Source organism: Sellimonas intestinalis (genome assembly GCF_001280875.1).
GTDB classification, from domain to species: domain Bacteria; phylum Bacillota; class Clostridia; order Lachnospirales; family Lachnospiraceae; genus Sellimonas; species Sellimonas intestinalis.
Genome location: NZ_LGAJ01000004.1, coordinates 61,102 through 81,728, shown reverse-complemented (window position 1 = coordinate 81,728; position 20,627 = coordinate 61,102). Strand labels below are relative to the sequence as shown.

At 46.0% G+C, this 20,627-nt stretch carries 19 protein-coding genes and 1 other annotated feature; of the genes, 6 read left to right on the top strand and 13 right to left on the bottom strand.

Features of this window, described 5'->3' with window-relative positions; translation table 11 throughout:
• Positions 1 to 117: 117 nt before the first annotated feature.
• Positions 118 to 381 (top strand): 30S ribosomal protein S20, encoded by a 264-nt coding sequence (gene rpsT, locus AOA56_RS05435; protein WP_024732231.1) that lies wholly within the window; start codon positions 118 to 120, stop codon positions 379 to 381.
• Positions 382 to 461: 80 nt separating this feature from the next.
• The gene (locus AOA56_RS05430; protein ID WP_155200433.1) at positions 462 to 803 is read left to right on the top strand and encodes a DUF3784 domain-containing protein; all 342 of its coding nucleotides are present in this window, start codon (positions 462 to 464) and stop codon (positions 801 to 803) included.
• Positions 804 to 875: 72 nt separating this feature from the next.
• On the opposite strand, the gene ilvC is transcribed toward AOA56_RS05430, so the two are convergent.
• From ilvC to leuS, 10 genes are all read right to left on the bottom strand, one after another.
• Positions 876 to 1,892 carry a ketol-acid reductoisomerase gene (gene ilvC, locus AOA56_RS05425; protein WP_048621561.1) on the bottom strand — a complete coding sequence of 339 codons (1,017 nt, stop codon included), beginning with the start codon at positions 1,890 to 1,892 and terminating at the stop codon, positions 876 to 878.
• A gap of 58 nt (positions 1,893 to 1,950) precedes the next feature.
• Positions 1,951 to 2,496 (bottom strand): acetolactate synthase small subunit, encoded by a 546-nt coding sequence (ilvN, locus tag AOA56_RS05420; protein WP_024732228.1) that lies wholly within the window; start codon positions 2,494 to 2,496, stop codon positions 1,951 to 1,953.
• A 219-nt stretch (positions 2,497 to 2,715) separates the two neighbouring features.
• Positions 2,716 to 4,503, bottom strand: a complete 1,788-nt coding sequence (locus tag AOA56_RS05415; protein ID WP_053769125.1) for an ABC-F family ATP-binding cassette domain-containing protein — start codon at positions 4,501 to 4,503, stop codon at positions 2,716 to 2,718.
• Between the two features lie 128 nt (positions 4,504 to 4,631).
• Positions 4,632 to 5,366, bottom strand: coding sequence for a Sir2 family NAD-dependent protein deacetylase (locus AOA56_RS05410; protein ID WP_048621559.1), 735 nt, complete (start codon positions 5,364 to 5,366; stop codon positions 4,632 to 4,634).
• 186 nt (positions 5,367 to 5,552) lie between these two features.
• The gene (locus AOA56_RS05405; protein WP_024732225.1) at positions 5,553 to 5,768 is read right to left on the bottom strand and encodes a FeoA family protein; all 216 of its coding nucleotides are present in this window, start codon (positions 5,766 to 5,768) and stop codon (positions 5,553 to 5,555) included.
• A gap of 124 nt (positions 5,769 to 5,892) precedes the next feature.
• On the bottom strand, positions 5,893 to 6,117 hold the full coding sequence (locus AOA56_RS05400) for a hypothetical protein (protein WP_024732224.1): 225 nt from the start codon (positions 6,115 to 6,117) through the stop codon (positions 5,893 to 5,895).
• Between the two features lie 210 nt (positions 6,118 to 6,327).
• Positions 6,328 to 6,504 (bottom strand): hypothetical protein, encoded by a 177-nt coding sequence (locus AOA56_RS15820; protein ID WP_155200432.1) that lies wholly within the window; start codon positions 6,502 to 6,504, stop codon positions 6,328 to 6,330.
• Between the two features lie 146 nt (positions 6,505 to 6,650).
• The gene (locus AOA56_RS05395; protein ID WP_024732223.1) at positions 6,651 to 7,079 is read right to left on the bottom strand and encodes an RNHCP domain-containing protein; all 429 of its coding nucleotides are present in this window, start codon (positions 7,077 to 7,079) and stop codon (positions 6,651 to 6,653) included.
• Between the two features lie 466 nt (positions 7,080 to 7,545).
• Positions 7,546 to 7,800 (bottom strand): hypothetical protein, encoded by a 255-nt coding sequence (locus AOA56_RS05390; RefSeq protein ID WP_238117754.1) that lies wholly within the window; start codon positions 7,798 to 7,800, stop codon positions 7,546 to 7,548.
• Positions 7,801 to 7,988: 188 nt separating this feature from the next.
• On the bottom strand, positions 7,989 to 10,412 hold the full coding sequence (gene leuS, locus AOA56_RS05385; RefSeq protein WP_048621556.1) for a leucine--tRNA ligase: 2,424 nt from the start codon (positions 10,410 to 10,412) through the stop codon (positions 7,989 to 7,991).
• A 103-nt stretch (positions 10,413 to 10,515) separates the two neighbouring features.
• Positions 10,516 to 10,735: a binding site (T-box leader), on the bottom strand.
• A gap of 182 nt (positions 10,736 to 10,917) precedes the next feature.
• On the opposite strand from leuS, the gene AOA56_RS05380 reads away from it, so the two are divergent.
• Positions 10,918 to 11,340, top strand: coding sequence for a P-loop NTPase family protein (locus AOA56_RS05380; protein ID WP_024732221.1), 423 nt, complete (start codon positions 10,918 to 10,920; stop codon positions 11,338 to 11,340).
• Between the two features lie 128 nt (positions 11,341 to 11,468).
• On the opposite strand, the gene AOA56_RS05375 is transcribed toward AOA56_RS05380, so the two are convergent.
• Together AOA56_RS05375 and AOA56_RS05370 are read right to left on the bottom strand one after the other, a co-directional pair.
• On the bottom strand, positions 11,469 to 13,154 hold the full coding sequence (locus AOA56_RS05375) for a hypothetical protein (protein ID WP_048621555.1): 1,686 nt from the start codon (positions 13,152 to 13,154) through the stop codon (positions 11,469 to 11,471).
• A 182-nt stretch (positions 13,155 to 13,336) separates the two neighbouring features.
• On the bottom strand, positions 13,337 to 15,412 hold the full coding sequence (locus AOA56_RS05370; RefSeq protein WP_024732220.1) for an elongation factor G: 2,076 nt from the start codon (positions 15,410 to 15,412) through the stop codon (positions 13,337 to 13,339).
• A 323-nt stretch (positions 15,413 to 15,735) separates the two neighbouring features.
• Here AOA56_RS05370 and AOA56_RS05365 point away from each other — a divergent pair, with 323 nt between their 5' ends.
• From AOA56_RS05365 to AOA56_RS05355, 3 genes are read left to right on the top strand one after another with little or no spacing between them, the layout of a single operon-like run.
• Positions 15,736 to 16,827, top strand: coding sequence for a prephenate dehydrogenase (locus AOA56_RS05365; protein WP_053769124.1), 1,092 nt, complete (start codon positions 15,736 to 15,738; stop codon positions 16,825 to 16,827).
• 36 nt (positions 16,828 to 16,863) lie between these two features.
• A complete protein-coding gene (aroA, locus tag AOA56_RS05360) occupies positions 16,864 to 18,165 on the top strand; it encodes a 3-phosphoshikimate 1-carboxyvinyltransferase (protein WP_053769123.1) in 1,302 nt (433 codons plus the stop codon).
• Between the two features lie 43 nt (positions 18,166 to 18,208).
• The gene (locus AOA56_RS05355) at positions 18,209 to 19,072 is read left to right on the top strand and encodes a radical SAM protein (RefSeq protein WP_053769122.1); all 864 of its coding nucleotides are present in this window, start codon (positions 18,209 to 18,211) and stop codon (positions 19,070 to 19,072) included.
• Positions 19,073 to 19,166: 94 nt separating this feature from the next.
• Here AOA56_RS05355 and AOA56_RS05350 read toward each other — a convergent pair whose 3' ends face one another.
• On the bottom strand, positions 19,167 to 20,606 hold the full coding sequence (locus AOA56_RS05350) for a TrkH family potassium uptake protein (protein WP_053769121.1): 1,440 nt from the start codon (positions 20,604 to 20,606) through the stop codon (positions 19,167 to 19,169).
• Positions 20,607 to 20,627: the final 21 nt, after the last annotated feature.

Below are 20,627 nucleotides of genomic sequence, written 5' to 3'. Positions count from 1 at the left end.
GTATTGACATAAATTATTTATTGACATAAAATAAGTGAGTATGCTTCGTCAGATCGTTCCGTGTCCGGCTCTGACGAAGGGCAAGAAACGAAATTACCAAAGTTGGAGGTGTAGGTCATGGCTAATATTAAATCCGCAAAGAAAAGAATTTTAGTTGCTGAAACAAAGACTGCGAGAAATAAAGCGATCAAATCTAAAGTGAAAACTTGCGTGAAGAAAGTTGAGACAGCCGTTGCAAACAAAGACGCTGCTGCTGCTAAAGAAGCGCTGAGTATAGCAATCGCTGAGATCAACAAGGCTGGAAGCAAAGGTGTTTACCACAAAAACACTTGCGCCAGAAAAGTATCCCGCCTTGCAAAAGCTGTAAATTCTATCGCTTAATTTATAGAAAAAGAAAAAAGACATCCTCACCGTCAGAGGGTGTCTTTTTTGTCATTGATGAACGCAAAGGAGGTTTTGTGATGAATATCAATATCGGTTTCTGGACATGCGGAGTTCTCGTAATCCCTTTTTTTATTGTAGGAGTATTCTTTGCGATATTGAAAGAAAAGGCTGTTAAATTTGTCTCCGGGTTTAACACTTTACCAAAACAGGAACAGGCATTATATGACAAACCCCGACTTGCCCGTGACATGAGAAACCAATGTTTTGTCTGGTCCGCCATTATGTTAGGCGGGGCAGTATTATCTTATTTTTTTACGCCATATATGGCAATTCCTGCATTTCTTATCTGGATCATTCTCTTTTTTAAAGAAGTGCGTCTTGACCCTCATAAAGCATTTGAAAAATATCTGTTAAAATAGAATTCTATCTGTATGGAAATGACAATAAAAATCTGACAGGGGGGAGTATGCCCCTGTCAGACCATACAGGAACTAGTTATTGATCAACTTATCATCCTCTGCCCAGCTATAGAGTTTTCTCAACTCTGCTCCGACTACTTCGGATTCATGCTGTGCACCTTTTGCTCTCATTGCGTGGAAGTGAGGTGCTCCGATCTTGTTCTCTAACAGCCAGTCTTTTGCGAAAGTACCATCCTGGATGTCGGAAAGAATCTTCTTCATTGCTTTCTTTGTATCTTCTGTGACGATCTTTGGTCCTGTGATATAATCGCCATATTCTGCCGTGTTGGAGATAGAATATCTCATTCCCGCAAAACCGCTCTGATAAATCAGATCAACGATCAGCTTCATCTCATGGATACATTCAAAGTATGCATTTTCTGCCGGATATCCAGCCTCAACAAGAGTCTCAAATCCAGCCTGCATGAGTGCGGATACACCTCCGCAGAGAACTGCCTGCTCGCCAAAAAGATCTGTCTCTGTCTCGATCTGGAATGTACTTGTCAGAAGACCTGCTCTCGCACAGCCGATTGCAGCGCCGTATGCCAGAGCCAGATCCAGTGCTCTTCCAGATGCATCCTGCTCTACACAAACGAGCGCCGGTACACCCTGTCCGTCCACATATGTACTTCTTACAGTGTGTCCCGGGGCCTTCGGAGCAATCATCGCTACATCTACACCTGCCGGTGCTTTGATCTGTCCGAAATGGATTGCAAAACCATGTGCGAACATCAGCATCTTGCCTTCGCTTAAGTTCGGCTCGATGTCTTTCTTGTACATATCAGCCTGTAATTCATCGTTGATCAGAATCATGATGATGTCAGCCCATCTGGTTGCTTCCTGGTTTGTCATAACCTGTAATCCCTGAGCCTCTGCTTTTGCTCTGGATTTGCTGCCTTCGTAAAGTCCGACTACTACATTACATCCGGATTCTTTTAAATTAAGGGCATGTGCGTGTCCCTGGCTTCCATAGCCGATGATCGCAATCTTCTTGCCCTCCAGTAATGCTAAATTACAGTCTTCCTGATAATAAATTTTTGGTTTGTTCATTGTACTTTACCTCCTGTTTTTTACTATAGCTCGTCAAAGGGGAACTGCCCCTTCAGCTTCATTCTCTGTCGAACCCATCCTGCTCGGCTCTCTTCCTCAGGATTTCCTCCGCATCAGCGATATCCTGACTGCCTCTGGAAAGGCCCGTGATTCCGGTTCTTGCAAGCTCCAGAATCTCATATCCGTCCAGCAGATTTAAAAACGCCTCCAGTTTTGACTGTGCGCCGGTAAGCTCTACGATCAGCGATTCCTTTTCCACATCGATAATCTTGGCCCGGAAAACGTCCGCAATCGCGATAATCCCTGGACGGAGTGCCGCGTCCGCTCTGATCTTGATCAGAATCAGCTCCCGGTAAACCGCCTCCTCATCATTGAGAAGCTTGATCTCCAGAACATCTTCCAACTTGCGTACCTGCTTTTCAATCTGGGAAAGAATCCTTTCGTCGCCGCTTGCCACAACCGTGATCCTGGTAAATCTGCTGTCCGCAGTCACCCCGGCAGTAATACTGTCGATACTGAATCCTCTCCGGCTAAACAGTCCCGCAATCCGGCTCAGTACGCCCGGTGTGTTATCTACCAATAAAGAATAAACCTGTTTCCTCATAAACCCTACCTCTACTTTCTTTTCTAAAAACAGAGTGCGTTCTGTTTTTTTATTGTAACAATGAATCCTTCTTTTGTCAAGTAAAGTACTAAATCTTTTTCGTTATTATGTAACAATTCAGCTTTGCACAAAATCACAAAAATCCGGGTCCAAACCTGTTTCAAAACGAAGATTTTTGTGCGCTTTATATATGGCGATCTGCTGTAAGCACGGATTTCCTTACCTTGCGTTTTGCGCCTCAATCCGCTCAGCCAGGTCGTTGAGATAGACCCAGCGCTCCATCTTTTCTTCCAGCGCTTGCTCGGTCTCCTCTTTCACTTTCGTCAGTTCGGTGAGCTTTATGGAATTAGTGGCAAACTTCACCATCTCCTGATCCAACATTTCCAGCTTTTCTTCCAAATCGGCAATCACTCCGTCGATCTCCTCATACTCTTTCTGCTCTTTGTAGGAGAATCTCAGCTTCGTATGCCGCGGTTTTTTCGAACTGCTGTCCTCATTTTTACGCAAATTTTGTACGCCCTTTGTCAGCGCCTTTTCTTTTGAGCGTCTGACATTCAAATAGTCCGTGTATCCTCCCTCGTATTGACGAATCTCACCCTGACCGTCCATCTCGAAAATCCGGTCCGCTACATTGTCAAGGAAATACCGGTCATGGGATACGACAACCACAATTCCATCAAAGGAATTCAGATAGTCCTCCAGAATCGTCACGGTTGCGATATCCAGATCATTGGACGGCTCATCGAGAAGGAGGACGTTGCCCCCCTGCATCAGCACACTCAATAGATAGAGCCTACGCTTCTCACCGCCGGAGAGCTTGGACACCGGAGCATACTGCATCTCCGGTGGAAAGAGGAAACGCTCCAACATCGCAGAGGCACTAAGCTTCCCCTCTTCCGTCTGCACATACTCCCCAAAATCCCGGATGTAATCGATGACCTTGGCATCCGTATCCATATCTGGTACCTCCTGGGCAAAATAGCCGATCCGGATCGTCTCCCCGATCTCAATCTCCCCGGCGTCTGGAGTAATCTGCCTCGCAATCATCTTTAACAAGGTCGACTTCCCACAGCCATTCGGACCTATGATCCCCAGTCTCTCATTCCGTAGTATAATATAATCCAGATCCCGGATGAGAGTCCGTTCACCGAATCCTTTGAAAATATGATGCAGTTCTATGGTCTTCCTTCCCATCCTGGTGCTGATTCTGGCAGTCTCCACAGTCTTTGCCGCCTCCGGCGCTTTCCCGTTTTTCAACGTTTCCAGCCGTTCCAGTCTCGCCCGCTGTTTCGTGCTTCTCGCCCGACAGCCCCGTTTCGCCCACTCCAGCTCCATACGGAGAACACTCTTCCTCTTCCGTTCTGAAGCCAACTCCATTTCTTCTCTCTTGGCTTTCAGCTCCAGGAAACCGGAGTATCCAGCCTCATACCCGTAGAACTTTCCGTCGTCTACCTCCAGAATCCGGTTCGTAACCTGATCCAAAAAGTACCGGTCGTGGGTCACAATCAACACAACGCCCCGGTAAGCTCTCAGATAGTCCTCCAGCCAGAGAATCATCTCTTCATCCAGGTGGTTCGTCGGCTCATCCAGGAGAAGGATGTCCGCATCCTCTGCCAACACCTTGGCAAGTGCTACCTTTCTCTTCTGGCCGCCGGACAAAGTGTTAAGCTCTGCCATATAGTCAAAAATCCCAAGCTTCGTCAGATTACTCTGCACCTTCCATCCTCCGTCCGTATCCCCAGCAAATGCGTAATCTGAAATGGTAGTACAGCCCTCAAAACAGGGACTCTGAAGCAAGTATGCCGTCTTTTTGCCATTCTGGCGGACAAGCTGACCCTCATCCGGCTCATCCTCCCCTGCAATCATCTGAAGAAGCGTCGACTTTCCGGTTCCATTGATTCCGACAATCCCGATCTTATCCCCCTCCTGCACCCCGAAAGAGGCGTCCTCAAACAGAAATTTATCTCCAAACCGCTTACTGATATGCTCAATATTGATAATATTCATGTCTATCGCTCCTGTCTTTTCTTTCCTTGTATCTCAAGTCTTACCAGATTATGATAAGGGATTTTGCTCTTTGCGTCAATGCAAGAAAAAGACTGCTGTGACCTGACAGCAGCCTTTTCTACCCGTCTTTAAAAACCAAGTTTGGGAAGTACGTTCTTCGGTTCGTCGTAGATCAGAAGATCCGCCTTCTCATCCATCAGTTTCTCCTTATTATGGATCAGTACAATCTTACTTCCCTCAAAACATTTGATGTAATTGCGGAACACATCGGAACTCAGTGATGTTCCAAGCAGCAAAAGTACGTCACTCTTTTCAATCTCTTCCAACGTCCTGGAAAGCTTCTCACTGTCCAGCATCTCTCCGAAGAAAGATACATCCGGCCGGATCACTCCGCCGCACGCCTCACAGTATGGAACCTTCCTCGCCTGTCTGATGTAGTCAACGGAATACTTTTTGCCGCATTTCTGGCAATGGTTCTGATAAATACTTCCGTGAAGATTGATGACATTGTGGCAGCCGCTCCGCTCACTAAGCTCGTAAATATTACTTGAGATAATGCACTTGAGCTTCCCCGCCCGCTCCATGGCCGCCAAGGTATAGGTCGAAGCCGTAGGCTCCAGATCTACCAATAATTCATTCCTATAAAAGTCATAAAAGGTTTCGGTACGTGTATTAAAAAAGGCATCCGTGTAGAGGTACTCCGGGGAGCGTCCATACCTCTCCTCGATCCGGTAGGCCCGGTCCTGGTCTTTCAGCGGATGGATTCCACACTCTTCCATCATGCCTGATCCGCAAAGAGCGACAATGTATTCTCCTTTGTCGATAATATCCCGCAATGTCTCCAGCTTATTTAACTCCTGCATGACAATCTTCTCCCTTCGGGCTGCGGCTTTCTGAGGGCCAAAGCCCTTTTTATTTATTATACTATACGGCTATTCCATGTACAAGAACCATCTATGAAATGTGAGCTGCTACATCTGCAAAATCCGGCGCGAATATAAAAAGACAGAGAGGACTGACTCAATCAGTCTCTCTCCGCTCTTTTCTCTCTATACTTTAATTCGCTTTGCAATGTCCTCAGACAATGCAATCCGTCTCCCATTCTCCGGAGCAATAATCAAATGTCCTTTCGACCTGCTCACCACCTGAAGGCGGCTTCCCTGCCCGATCCCAAGACACCTCATATTCTCTTCGATATCTCTATCTGCAAAGAACCACTTAACCATACACTCACATCCTGGCTTTACGTCTGTCAAAGCAAGCATACCGATCCCTCCTTTTTCCGCCTGACAGACTTAGTATCTGCCGTCCGGTGATCTTTTACTCATCATATAAAAAAGAAAGCCGGTTAGTCAATGGTAAATGAAAGGCCGGTCTCCCGGCCCCATTTTATGCCATATATTCTTTCAGAAGCGCCATGTCGATCGAGTCACTGTCATGGATGATCAGTTTCACAGTCTGGGACAAATCCATACTAAGGATTCCCAGAAAAGATTTCGCATCAATGGTAGCTCTGCCCTGCACCAGATCGAAATCTCCCTCCAGTTTTCTCAAAACTCCGTTGAGTCCTTTGGCCTTTTCCACAGAACCAATATTCACATATACCTCTCTCATCGTTCTTCTCCTGTCTTATGTGCATATTTTTCAGACAGTTTTTTATTATACTCGTTTCCTGTGGATTTTGAAAGTCTTTTTTTACAAAAATTTCTGTTCCGCCAAAATACACTTCCATCAATTTCAATAATCTTCCCAAACTGGCGGTTTTTGAAAGACTACAGCCGCAGTCTCTTTATATTGATGAACCGGATGTATCTTCTTCCCTTTTCAGGACTTATCCACCTTCTCCAGCACCGTATAAATCACAAAATTCAGAATGAATTGCACGACGGTCAGAACCGCAAGCACTACCAGATCTATCTCGTGTCTCATCAAAAAGAAAACGATGCAGTACGAAAGAACAAATATAATTGTAAATAATATAGTCCGATACAGTGGTTTCACACAATCTCTTCCTTTCTTTTTCCAGAATCTGCATGTTACTTGTTCCATCTACGTTTTATTGTAGCACAAACTTACATCAAGTAAAAGTTGAAAAAGCACCCGAAAACTATAAAATAGCTTCGGGTGCAGATTCTCTTCTTACTTGTCTATCCGTGTAACTTTCCATCTCCTCCCATAAGTGCTGTCATTTCTTCTATCCGCTCCAGTGGGAACGGCGGGGAACATAGTGGCTTCATGGCAATGGACATAAGTTTCATCGGATTATCGTCTGCCGCCACCCGATTGGAACTCAACGCTCCACACCTCCTGCAACGGTGGATGATCGCCCATTCTCCATTTTTTCTCACCCATACCGCTACCGGATCCATAATACTTCCGCAATCTGATTCCCGGTCTCCCGGTTCATGATCTACATGCATACTGCACAGGCAATTCGGGCAGTGATTTCGGTGATTGCTTCCTGCCCCCGCTGAAACAACGAGGCGGCCACAGTTTTTACAAATAAAACTTTCTGTGCATGGATGATTTTTATAGTAACCTTTTTCATATTTTCTTTTTTTATTTTCCCGATTCATATTTCCTTTCCTCTTTTCTGCTGTTGTTCCCACTTTATCAGGACAATAAAAAAAGATAACTCGTTCATGGAGAGCTATCCTGTCAGTGTCATTGCAGTCAAAAGTACCCCCGGTACTTTCACCATCATACGATTTTATATACGAAAAATAAACCATCTCGTAAAGAGGTAGCTGCCATCACCATACGCAAATGAACACGACAAAAAAACAATCCATTTACATGAATATCAAAATTTATTGCCCTATTATTTACGCACAGCCGTCATCAAGCCACCTCCCTAAATAACTTCTTTATTAAAAATAGCACAATCAGCTCGAGATGTAAATATGAAAAATAAAGAATATGCAAAACTGCTTCCTTACAGCATCTTCACCTTACTCCCAATCCCCCATTGCTTTTCATTTTGTCGAATTCATAATCTTACTCTTCCCTTTCTTGTAATATAATCAATTTTGCAACCGGAAGTTATACACCAAATCCGTTCGTTATTCCGGCAAAAAAAACAACAACTGCCGCAATTCGCATTGCTTTTTGGGCTTTTACTTCTTCCAAATGTACCTTACTTTCAGGATAAACAGGGTTAATAAAGAAAAGAACACCTACAAACGCCCATGTAAAATTATAAAATATATCATTCTCGAAATATAGGGAAAATACAAAGCCTCCAATGACTATAATAGCAGCAATCATAAGCTGTGCTTTAAAACTTATTTTCAACATGAGTCCCACCACCTCATAAAGTTCGAATCTATTTGTTTCATTTAGTTTATCATATTCTGCATTTCTTTACATCATTTTATAGAAAAATGACGCAGATAATGTTTCATTATCCACGCCATTTACTCCATTTTCTTTCAACTTTTACTCCCAATTTACTCCATTTTAAAAATATGAGAGTTTCTTCTCCATTATTTCATAACAATATTAATAATTCTTCCCGGCACATAAATCTCTTTTACGATGTTTCCGGTCAGTTTATCTTTGATCGCCTCTTTTCCGGCTGCGATGGCTTCCTCTTTTCCGGCTTCTGCAAAGATCGTCACAACCGCTCTTGTCTTACCATTGATCTGTACAGCCACTTCGATCTCATCGTCTTTCATCGCCTCTTCATCATAGGTCGGCCATCCTGCATGGAATACACTTCCCTCGTGTCCGAGTTCTTCCCAGAGTTCTTCGCCCATATGCGGCGCAAATGGAGCCAGGAGGACTGCGATCGTGGAAAGAGTCTCTTTATCGATACCTCCTTCTTTCTTTGCAAGATCGATGAACTTATTGTTGTACTCCATAAATCCGGAGATCACCGTATTTAGACTGAAACTTTCCAAACGGGTTGTGATGTCGTACACCATCTTATTGCGAAGCTTAAGCATCTCTTTGGACGCTTTGATGTCTTTCTCTTTGTTGTCCATCACAAGATTCCACAGCTTATTCAGGAAACGGTATACACCGTCAATTCCTCTATCATCCCACTCTGCATCCAGTTCCGGCGGTCCTACAAAGAGTTCATACATTCTCAAAGAATCGCATCCGTAGTCTCTCACAAGATCATCCGGGGATACGACATTTCCTTTCGACTTACTCATTTTGATTCCATTCTTTCCGGTGATCATCCCCTGGTTAAAGAGCTTAATAAACGGCTCATCAAAATCGATTACGCCGATGTCGCTCAAAAATTTCGTGTAGAAACGGGAATACAGAAGATGCAGTACCGCATGTTCTACACCACCGATATACATATCGACCGGAAGCATGGCGTCTGCTTTTTCTCTGGAAACAAGTTCCTCGTTATTGTGCGGATCTACATAACGAAGGAAATACCAGGAAGAACCCGCCCACTGCGGCATGGTGTTGGTCTCTCTTTTCGCCGGCTTTCCACATACCGGGCAGATCGTATTCACCCAGGAGTCGATCGCCGCAAGAGGGGACTCCCCGGTTCCCGTCGGCTCATAGGAATCCACATCCGGCAAGGTCAGCGGAAGCTGATCCTCCGGAACCGGTACGGCTCCACAGTCCGGACAATGAACAATCGGGATCGGCTCTCCCCAGTATCTCTGACGGGAGAATACCCAGTCACGAAGCTTGTAGTTGACTGTCTTTCTTCCAATGCCTTTCTCTTCGATCATTATCGGGGCTTCTTTTTTCAGGACAGCAGACTCCATCCCATTCCATTCTCCAGAATTGATCATGGTTCCGGAAGCCTCTGTATATGCTTCCGTCATATTTTCAATTTCTTTTCCATCTTTGGCGATCACCTGGATGATTGGAATATGGAACTTCGTTGCAAATGCAAAGTCACGGTCATCGTGGGCCGGTACACACATGATCGCTCCGGTACCATAATCAGCCAGTACATAGTCGGACAGCCAGATCGGCACTTTCGCACCGTTCATCGGATTGATGGCATAGCTTCCTGTAAAGACTCCGGTCTTCTCCTTATCCTGAAGACGGTCTACATTTGATTTCATGGACGCATCGTAGATATATTTCTCTACTGCTTCTCTTGTCTCATCGGTTGCAAGCTCTTTTGCCAGAGCATGTTCCGGGGCAAGTACCATGAAAGTCGCCCCATAAAGGGTATCCGGTCTTGTCGTATAAACAGTGATCTTTTCTTTTCTTCCATCAACCGGAAAATCAACTTCCGCACCGTATGATTTTCCGATCCAGTCTGTCTGCATTTTCTTTACTTTCTCCGGCCAGTCAAGCTTATCCAGATCATTCAGAAGACGCTCTGCGTATTGGGTGATCTTGAGCATCCACTGACGGAGGTTCTTCTTCGTCACTTCCGTACCGCAGCGCTCACATTTTCCATTGACAACCTCTTCGTTCGCCAGCCCGGTTTTACAGGACGGGCACCAGTTGATCGGGAACTCCTTTTCGTAAGCGAGTCCTGCCTTAAACATCTTTACAAAGATCCACTGGGTCCATTTGTAAAAATTCGGATCCGTTGTGTTGACCTCTCTGTCCCAGTCATAAAGAGCCGCAATCTCATTAATCTGTCTCTTAATATTTTTTACATTTTCTGCTGTTGATTTCGCCGGATGCACTCCCATCTTGATGGCGTAATTCTCTGCCGGAAGGCCGAACGCATCCCACCCCATAGGATGAATGATATAGTAACCTTGGAGCAGTTTATAACGGCTCCATACATCGGAAATTACATATCCTCTCCAGTGTCCTACGTGCAGACCGTTTCCAGACGGATATGGGAACATGTCGAGGCAGTAATACTTCTCATGCTTTCCTCTCTCGTCTTCCTGAACATTCACCGGATGCTCTTTCCAGCGTGTACGCCACTTTTTCTCGATTGCCTTGTGATTATATGGTGTCGGCATCTTCTCTTTCCTCCTTATAAATTAGAATACTTTGAATTTTCAAATCTTTGCCTTCGCTCGCTTCTACATGAACACAATAAAAAAGCCTTCGTCTCTGACATCTGCAAGAGACGAAAGCAAAAGCTCACGCGGTACCACTCTTCTTCGCCGCTTCCATAAGAACCGACGCCCTCTCGTCTGTAACGGGACTAACCGCTCCCGGCTACTTTCTTCACCGGAAGAACTCCGAGGCGAGTTGGGAGCGTCTGTCCTGCCGCCTCACACCCCCCGGCGACTCTCTGAAAAAACATCAGCCCTTACTATTCCTCATCGATCGTTTTTCTCTACTTCTTTAAATACCAGTTCATTGTACCCACATCCGTTCTTTTTGTCAAGATTCCCTCATTCTTTTCGAGCTTGTTTTGTGGAATTTGACAAAAAAGGATTGTTTAAAATCCCTCTTGGGTGTATAATAATCACAAGTCATTTCAGTAAGAAAAATATATAGCTAAAGGAGATAATGCATATGGTTAATTTATTGACAGGCCCGAAAGGCAGCGGAAAGACACAACAGATGATTGAACTTGCCAACAAAGCGGCAAAGGAGTCCGATGGACACGTAATCTTTATCAAGAAGAGCCACCGCGATACATACAGCTTATCTTTCGACATTCGTGCAATCTGCATGGACGACTATGAAGCAATCGATAACATCGATGCATATCTTGGGTTTATTTATGGTATGACAAGTGCAGATCACGATATTAAGGCGATCTTCATCGACGCCATTTTGAAACATGCACATATCTCTCTTGACGACATCCCGGAATTTCTGGAAAAGCTGAAAAAAATTTCAAAAGAATGTGATCTGGATTTCTATGTGAGCATCAGTGCGGGAAAAGAAGAACTGAGGCTCGTTGACGCTGAGGGATGCGCTTATCTGAATTAATCACACCGGCTGGCGGGACTTCTGCCGAAAGAGTCCTTACCTTACCTGATCCGGCGTTGTCCCGTTTACAAAAGAAAGAGACGGAATGATTTTCCGTCTCTTTCTTTTTTACATTCTTGAGAATCCTTTTATTTTTCTTCCGGGACTGCTGCCTCGTCGTTGCTGTCGGTCTCCTCGTCTTCCTCTTCTTTAATCGGATTTTTCTCCTCTCCATTGAGGGAAAGTACCACGTTCGTCTTTTCTCCTTCCTGATACTCCATCGTCACCTGCTGGCCGACGTCGTATTTGATGATATCTATGAAATTCACTACTGATACGTCGAAAATCTCATCGGAGCCTTCCACCATCACGTAAAAATGGGAATCCCCATCCACGACACCCTGCGCGACCTTGGTAATCGCCCCGGTAATCGTTTTCGTCTCCTTTGCGGCGCTACTGTCGTCCGTCTCAATTCCATTTTCCTGCATGAGCTCTGTGTAGCTCTCTTCACATTTGCTGACCGTATCACCGATGGCAACTACCTGGTATTTCTGTACATTGACCATGGCGTACTTCTTCACCAGTCCCGCGTCATCCTTGAGTGCGATAAAGTATGTCGGTTCACCGGAAATATTCAGAAGCAAAGGGAATGTCGCTTTATAATGCAGGTTCTGCACCTGGCCCTCTGCTGAGGACATGGCAGAATTCTCTGTCGCTCCCTCTACCTCGTAAAACTTCGTCTCCATCGTCCTCTGATTCATCAGAACGAAACCGACGTTGGACTGATCTTCGTTCACCGACGTAACTCCGGTATAAACCCAGACGTCATCATCAATAGCCAGATAGTTGTAACCATCTGTTGTCTTGAGACAGTCTTTCTGGCTCAGAATACTGTTGAAAAATCCGTGTTTCAGTGTACCGTAATAATCGTAAAGCTGTACGAGCAGATCCGCATCGTATGCATGATCAATCCACTCCGGCACTTCATCGATCGCATAATCTTCTGTCTCCCCGGTGATGGCGTTGCAAAGAACAACACGTCCGACCGTCTCTCCTCCAAAGAGTCCGATATTAAACTTCTTCACCGGAGCTACCCAGTACGGAACTCCGTTGTCGTCAATCTCAAAACTCAGCTCTCCAAAGATGTAGGTCGGATACCGGAACCGCAAATGCCGGTGAATGTTCCGGTTGAAATATTCGCTTGTGGAGTATTTCATTCCTTCGTCCAGCATGACAAGCTCTGTAGACTGAGTCGTCATATCGATCCGGATATATGCCGGAATACCTTCGGACTGATTCGTAAACCATTTAATCACATTGGCATAGCGAAGCGGGGATACCCGCACCGGCTTATCCTGGTAATTGATCTGACTGTAGAGCTCATCCACCTCAAACTGGGATACCATATCCACCATGCTTCCCATCTTCCTGTTTCCAAGCAGGGTCGCAGAATCCCGGTCGAGAAGCGGGATCTGATCAAAAGAAAGCTCCTTGATGTCCGTCTGAAAATCGCCATTCTCTACATTAAGAAGCTTCTGGTACTTCTTGGCATTGATAATCGGGGAGGACAACAACGTCCCTGCCAGATATACCGCTACTACCAGAAGAAATAGCCCAATCAGCCCTTTTGCGATCCCAGAAGCCTTGATATCCTCTTTGCGGAATAGTCTCCGCCGTCCGATATAAAAGACAGCCACCGCCGCTATCACCACCAGAAGGAACATCCAGAAGCCATCCGCATGGATATTAATCGCCGGAAGCTTGACATAATAATAGATTCCCGCCAGTAAAATCAGAACAAGAACTGTCAAAATTTTCGTTTTTGTCTTTTTCATAATGTCTCCTCTTCTTGTTGTTAAAATATCTGGTTATGAATAGCAATTATAGCACTCTTTTTCGGGGAAAACAAGGGTCCCGCACTACGTTCCTTTTCGTAGTACCGGACCCTTTCTTATGTACCTGATCTCAAAGTCTCTTTTTATTACTTTTCGTCTCGTCTGCACTCTTCAGCAGGCTTTTATTCCTCTGCCGCTCTGTTTGCAATCTCTTTTTCCTGAACGTCGTTCGGAGCCTGCTCATATCTTGCAAACTGGTATTCATAGATGCCGCGTCCTCCTGTCATGGAACGCAAAGTCGTGCAATAGCCATAAAGCTCCATCATCGGAACATCGGCTTCGATCACCTGTTTTCCTCCATTGACCGGAGTCATACCAAGTACCCGTCCACGACGTTTATTCAAATCTCCCATAACGTCTCCGGTATATTCATCCGGCACTGTCACTTTCAAAGATACGATCGGCTCAAGCAGTACCGGGGACGCCTCCATAATACCTTTCTTAAATGCCTGGATGGTAGCAGTCTTAAACGCCATTTCTGAAGAGTCTACCGGATGGTAGGATCCATCGTATAATGTCGCCTTAATGCCCACAACCGGATATCCAGCAAGAGGTCCTTTCAATACTGCTTCCTGAAGCCCCTTTTCTACTGCCGGGAAGTAATTCTTCGGAACCGCTCCTCCTACGACTTTCTCTTCAAATGTAAATGCCTCTTCCAGGTTACCGGACGGCTCGAATGTCATCTTGACATGTCCGTACTGTCCGTGTCCGCCGGACTGCTTCTTATACTTGGAGTCGATATCGGATTTCTTCCGGATCGTCTCACGGAATGCTACCTTTGGTTTCTCTAGGGTAATCGCAACTTTATATCTGGAGGCAAGCTTACTAGCGATAATTTCAAGATGCTGATCGCCCATACCGTAGAGAAGGATCTGTCTATTTTCTGTATCATTGACAACCTTCATCGTCACGTCCTCTGCCATCATTCTGGAGAGTGCCTGGGATACCTTATCTTCATCTCCCTTAGAGTTTGTCGTATATTTCATATAAGTATACGGCTGAGAGTATTCCGTCTTTGCGAATGTGATCTGAGTATTCTTTGTGGAGAGGGTGTCTCCGGTCTTTGTTGTTGTCAACTTCGCGATGGCTCCGATATCTCCCGCAAACAGCTCTGAGACTTCTACCGGCTTATTGCCTAGCATCGTATAGATCTTGCCTGGTTTTGCCTCTGCGTCTGTATCTGCATTATACAGCACATCATCGCCCTTGATCACGCCGGAACATACCTTGATAAAGGAATATTTTCCAATAAACGGATCTACCATCGTCTTATATACGTACGCACTTTTTGCTTTAGCAAAGTCATAGTTCGCTTCATAGATCGCGTTTGTCTTACGGTTCATGCCGACACACTCACGGTTTGCCGGACTAGGGAAAAAACGTACAATGTCAGAAAGCAGATTCGCAACGCCTTGAGCCTGGATATTAGATCCCATTGCCACCGGAACGATGTCACCATCCATGACTTCTGTACGCATAGCAGAACGGATCTCCTCCACAGAGAACTCCTCTCCGGAGAGATAACGGTCCAGAAACTCCTCGCTTGTCTCCGCTACAGACTCCATGAGCGCCTCTCTGTACTGCTGCAAGTAGTCCATACAGTAATCCGGGATCTCACATTCTTCTCTCTTACCGATATCGGTGTAACGCCGTCCTGCGTTTTTGATAATGTTGACATAGCCCACAAGCTTCTCATTTTCACGGATCGGCATGAAGTGCGGCGCAATCACCTTACCGTATTTCTCACGGAGCGTTTCCACTACCTGACGGAAACTTGCATCGTCTAAATCCATCTCGGTCACATAGATCATACGAGGAAGATTGTACTTATCACAGAGATCCCATGCCTTTTCAGTGCCGACTTCCACGCCTGCCTTTCCGGAAACAACGATCACTGCCGCGTCCGCAACGCTGACCGCCTCTTCTACTTCTCCTACAAAGTCGAAGTAACCCGGTGTATCCAGCACATTAATCTTTGCCTTCTCCCACTCGATCGGTATCAGGCTTGTTCCGATAGAAAATCCACGTTTCTGTTCTTCTTTATCAAAATCGCTGATGGTATTTCCGTCGCCTACTTTTCCCATCCTGTTTACTGCGCCTGATACATAGGCCATTGCTTCTGCAAGACTCGTCTTTCCGCTTCCGCCATGACCTAACAAAACAACATTTCTGATTTCATCCGTCCTGTAAACTTTCATATAGTGCTGCCTCCTTCATTGTCTAGCTCGATTTTACTGCGTTTGTTTTTACAGTAACCATGTGTATATTGTACTAAATTTTTAGTTATTTTACAACTCTTTTATTGAATATTCACAATGTTTTTGTAACAGTTCAACTATCATGGATGGACGGAATTGATTGATACTTGTATCAGGATCAGGCTACCCCATTCCTGAATTGGCGTTCTGTCCTTCCTTTTCTAATCATTTTGTACAGCAATTTGAGATGTATTTTGACAAAGACACAAAAATCTCTTAAAATATAAGGAAATAACCAGATCAGGAAAGGTGAGAACTCAACTATGAAAACAGGATTCATCGGGCTTGGACTGATCGGCGGATCAATCGCAAAAGCCATCCGCCAGTATTATCCGGACAGCGAAATTATCGCATTTGATAAAAACCGGGAAACGCTGGCACTTGCCACCGCAGAATCCGTCATCAACACGGCGGTCACTGTCATTGACGAAAATTTCAAAGGATGCGACTATCTTTTTCTGTGCGCGCCAGTCATATATAATTCTGCCTATTTAAGCCAGGTAAAGCCATTTCTGTCAAAGCAGACGATCCTGACCGATGTAGGAAGCGTCAAAACACCAATCCATGAGGAAGTAGAAAAAATTGGGCTTTCTGATTTCTTTATCGGCGGTCACCCGATGGCTGGATCAGAAAAATCGGGCTACGCCAATTCTAAGTCGGTACTGATTGAGAATTCCTACTATATTCTCACGCCGTCCGAACCGGAGCAAAAAGAAAAGGTGCAGGCGTTTTCTGACTTTATCCAATCGCTCCGGGCCATTCCGGTTGCACTGGACTGTAAGACCCACGACTATGTGACGGGCACCATCAGTCATCTCCCCCATGTGATTGCATCCAGCCTCGTCAATTTCGTCCGGGACCACGACACGAAGGACGAACTGATGAAGCTTCTGGCTGCCGGCGGGTTTAAGGATATCACGAGGATCGCCTCCTCCTCCCCAACCATGTGGGAGCATATCCTGACGGCAAACAGGGAATATATCTCCCAGATTCTCGGAAACTACATCGAGTCGTTGAACATGGCAAAAGCCATGATCGATCAGGGTGATTCCCAGGGGATTTACAGCTTCTTTGATTCCTCCAGAAGCTATCGAAATTCCGTGCCGGATATCTCCGCCGGACCGATCAAGAAGCTCTTTGCCATCTACTGTGATATCATCGACGAGACAGGCGGAATCGCGACAATTGCCACGATCCTGGCCTCCAATCTGATCAGCATCAAAAATATCGGGATCGTCCACAACCGCGAATTTGAAGAGGGCGTTCTGCGTATCGAATTCTACGAGGCATCGGCACAGGAACAGGCAGCACAGGTATTAAGGCGGCATCGCTACACTGTCTATGAACGATCCTGATTAGAATAAGGAAAAATATGATAAGGGAGACTACTTATGAAACAGATCAAAACTTCCTCCCCGCTCCATGGGGAGATTACGATACCGGGAGATAAATCTATTTCTCACCGAAGCATTATGTTTGGTGCCCTGGCGAAGGGTACCACTTCCGTCCGCCACTTCCTGAACGGTGCAGACTGCCTCTCTACCATCGGTTGTTTCCGGCAGATGGGAATAGATATTCAGCAAGAAACCGACGGAAGGATTCTCGTCCAAGGGAAAGGGATTCACGGCCTTACTGCCCCGTCTGGCACTCTTAATGTGGGAAACAGCGGTACAACAACCCGGCTTATCTCCGGGATTTTAAGCGCACAGTCCTTCACCTCATTCCTTTCCGGTGATGACTCACTCAACTCCCGCCCGATGGGACGGATCATCCGCCCCCTTTCCATGATGGGAGCCCGTATCGAAAGTCTGTCCGGCAATGACTGTGCCCCTCTGATGATTCAGGGACAACCATGTCTTCACGGCATCCGCTATGAATCCCCGGTGGCGTCGGCTCAGGTAAAATCCGCCATTTTGCTGGCAGGGCTTTATGCCGACAGTTCGACCACCATCCTGGAACCTTCTCTTTCCAGAAACCATACCGAGCTGATGCTCTCTCAGTTTGGCGCTGTTCTTCACACAACGCTTCTGGAAAGCGGCAAAGCCGAAAGCACCATCTCACCATGTGACGAGCTATACGCCCAGGATATTTTCGTGCCGGGAGATATTTCTTCTGCTGCCTATTTTATCGGGGCGGCACTTCTGGTCCCAGGATCGGAGGTACTCATCCAGAATGTAGGAATCAACGACACCCGCGCCGGCATCCTCAAAGTCTGCAAGTCCATGGGCGCTGATATCACTTACATGAATCAAAAAGATGGCGCCGGCGAACCGACCGCAGACCTTCTGGTGCGTCATTCCAGCCTTACCGGTACCTGTATTGAAGGCTCCATCATCCCAACGCTCATCGATGAGATTCCAATGATCGCTGTTCTGGCTGCCTTTGCTGACGGCACCACTATCATCCGGGATGCCGCTGAGCTGAAAGTCAAGGAGACTGACCGGATACAAACTGTAACTGAAAACTTACGGGCTATGGGCGCTGACATTACACCGACCGATGATGGCATGATCATACACGGTGGGAAACCATTAGCAGGCGCTACGATCCATCCTCATATGGATCACCGCATTGCAATGGCCTTTGCCGTAGCAGGCCTTGCTGCCCAGGGAGAAACCCACATCCAGGAAGAGCAGTGTGTGGATGTCTCCTACCCGGGATTTTTTGAGATGCTTAGCGGTCTGACCCGCTGATTTATCTTCCTGTAGTATCTTTTCAAAGAAAGGGGGTCCTATAATGACAGAAGAAGAATTATTTGCTTCTATCTATACCCATGACACAATCTATCTGCCGCCAAGCGAACAGAAAAGCGCCGCTCTGGAGGTGGCTCTTGGGTGCAGCCACGCCAAATGCCGCTTCTGCGACTTTGCTAAAGATCCGTTCCATATCCATTCCCTGGAAAGAATCCGCCGTAACATGCAGATCCTGGGACAGTTCCGGCCTGATGCCTACCGGCTCTTCCTACTCGGGGAAAATGCGTTTGTTCTGGACTATGAAAAGCTGAGCGTGATTTTTGACATGACAGACCAGTACATGCCAAATATCCACGAATTTGCCATGTATTCCCGGATAGACGATATTGCGCGGAAAACTGACGAGGAGCTTCGATTTCTTCACCAGATGGGACTTACAACACTCCATATCGGACTGGAAAGCGGCAGTGACTCTATCCTCCTGGAACAAAAAAAAGGCGTCACCTCTATGGATATGCTGACCCAGCTTCGCAGACTGGAAGACGTAGGAATTGAATACTATGTCACCATCATTCTAGGACTCGGGGGACGGCACTTTTCCGTCCATCACGCCTTGTCCACCGCAAGACTGTTAAACCAGCTTCATCCTGCGGATATTTGGTGCCTGAAACTTAAGCTCTGGGAAGATACTCCCCTTTATAAAGATGTAAAAAAGGGACATTTTGATATGATGAACGATGCGGAAATGCTGTGGGAAGAGCGAATTCTCCTTGAAAATCTGGCTGTGACAGACTGTATGTTCCACGACACCACCGTCCTCAATACTTACACGATCCAAGGTCATCTTCCGGAGGAAAAAGCATTGCTTCTGGACGCCATCGATATGCTACTGTCATCCTGCGGATAGGAATGACACTTTCCTCTGTACATCTTACAAAGAGAAGGGACAGCGGCTAAAAATGCTGTCCCTCCCACTCTCTCGATGAATCCTGATTTACACGCTAAAACTTTCTCCATGCTATCGGATGGAATAACAGCAGAAGCGGGAAAAGCTCCAGTCTTCCGGCGAGCATATCAAAAATCATCACCAGAAGCGAGCGGTTGCTGAATTGGCTGAAATTGCCTGTCGGGCCGGCCAATTCCAGACCTGGACCAACATTGTTTAATGTTGCCGCCACTGCGGTAAAATTTGTCACCAGGTCAAAATTATCCATCGCCACAATAAGAACCGAACATGCAAAAATCAAAAGATAGACCATCATATAGACATTAGCCGACCTGAGCACCTCGTGGGAAATCAGACGCCCGTTCATCTGAAGTTTCTTAATACCAGTCGGATGTACGAGCTGATTAAGCTCCTTTTTGATTGTCTTTCCAAGGATCAGGATTCTGGATACCTTGATACCGCCTCCGGTACTTCCTGCACAGGCACCGATGAACATCAGCATGACAAGGATCGTCCTCGGTACCTGTGCCCATAGATTAAAGTCTGTCGTGGCAAATCCCGTGGTGGTGATAATCGATCCCACCTGAAACGCAGAATGACGGAACGCCTCCTCCGCAGTTGGATAGATGGACCGGACATAAACAAAGATCACCAGAATCGATGCAGCAATAATGCCAAAATACCACCGAACCTCCTCGCTTTTTAAGGCTTCGATGGGCTTTTTCAAAAGCAGCAGAAAATAAAAGTTAAAGTTAATCCCAAATAAAATCATAAAAATTGTAACCACATACTGTAAGTATGGAGAATAACTTGCTATACTGTCATTTTTGATTCCGAATCCTCCGGTGCCCGCCGTGCCAAAGGAAATCGTAAGTGCATCAAAAAGCGGCATCTTCCCTATCAGAAGAAGAAGAATCTCTATCACGGTCATTACAAGATAAATCTGATAAAGAATCTTCGCCGTATTCTTGATGCGGGACGTCATCTTTGTGACAGACGGTCCCGGACTCTCTGCACGCATCAGATTAATATTTTTACCTCCGATCAAGGGCATGACCGCCATGATAAAGACAAGGACTCCCATTCCTCCGATCCAGTGCGTAAAGCTTCTCCAAAACAGTACGCAGCGGGGCACCACCTCCACATCTGTCAGGATACTGGAACCGGTCGTCGTAAACCCGGATACAGATTCAAACAGTGCCTTCACCATATTCGGAATAGATCCGCTTAGTACAAACGGAATTGCTCCGACAATACTCAGTACAATCCAACCAAGGGCTACACTTGTAAAGCCCTCCCTAGTATAAAACTCTCTGCTCTTCGGCTTCCGGATCGTCAGTGGAATCCCGACCACAAGCGCAACCACCATGGCAGCTACAAAGGCCAGACCGCTTTTTTCCTGATAGATGCAGGCTACCAGACAGGAAGGAAGCATAAAAGCGGCCTCAAAATTGAGAATCCACCCTACGACATACAATACCATAGAATAATTCATAGTCTTACTCCTTTTCCCCCT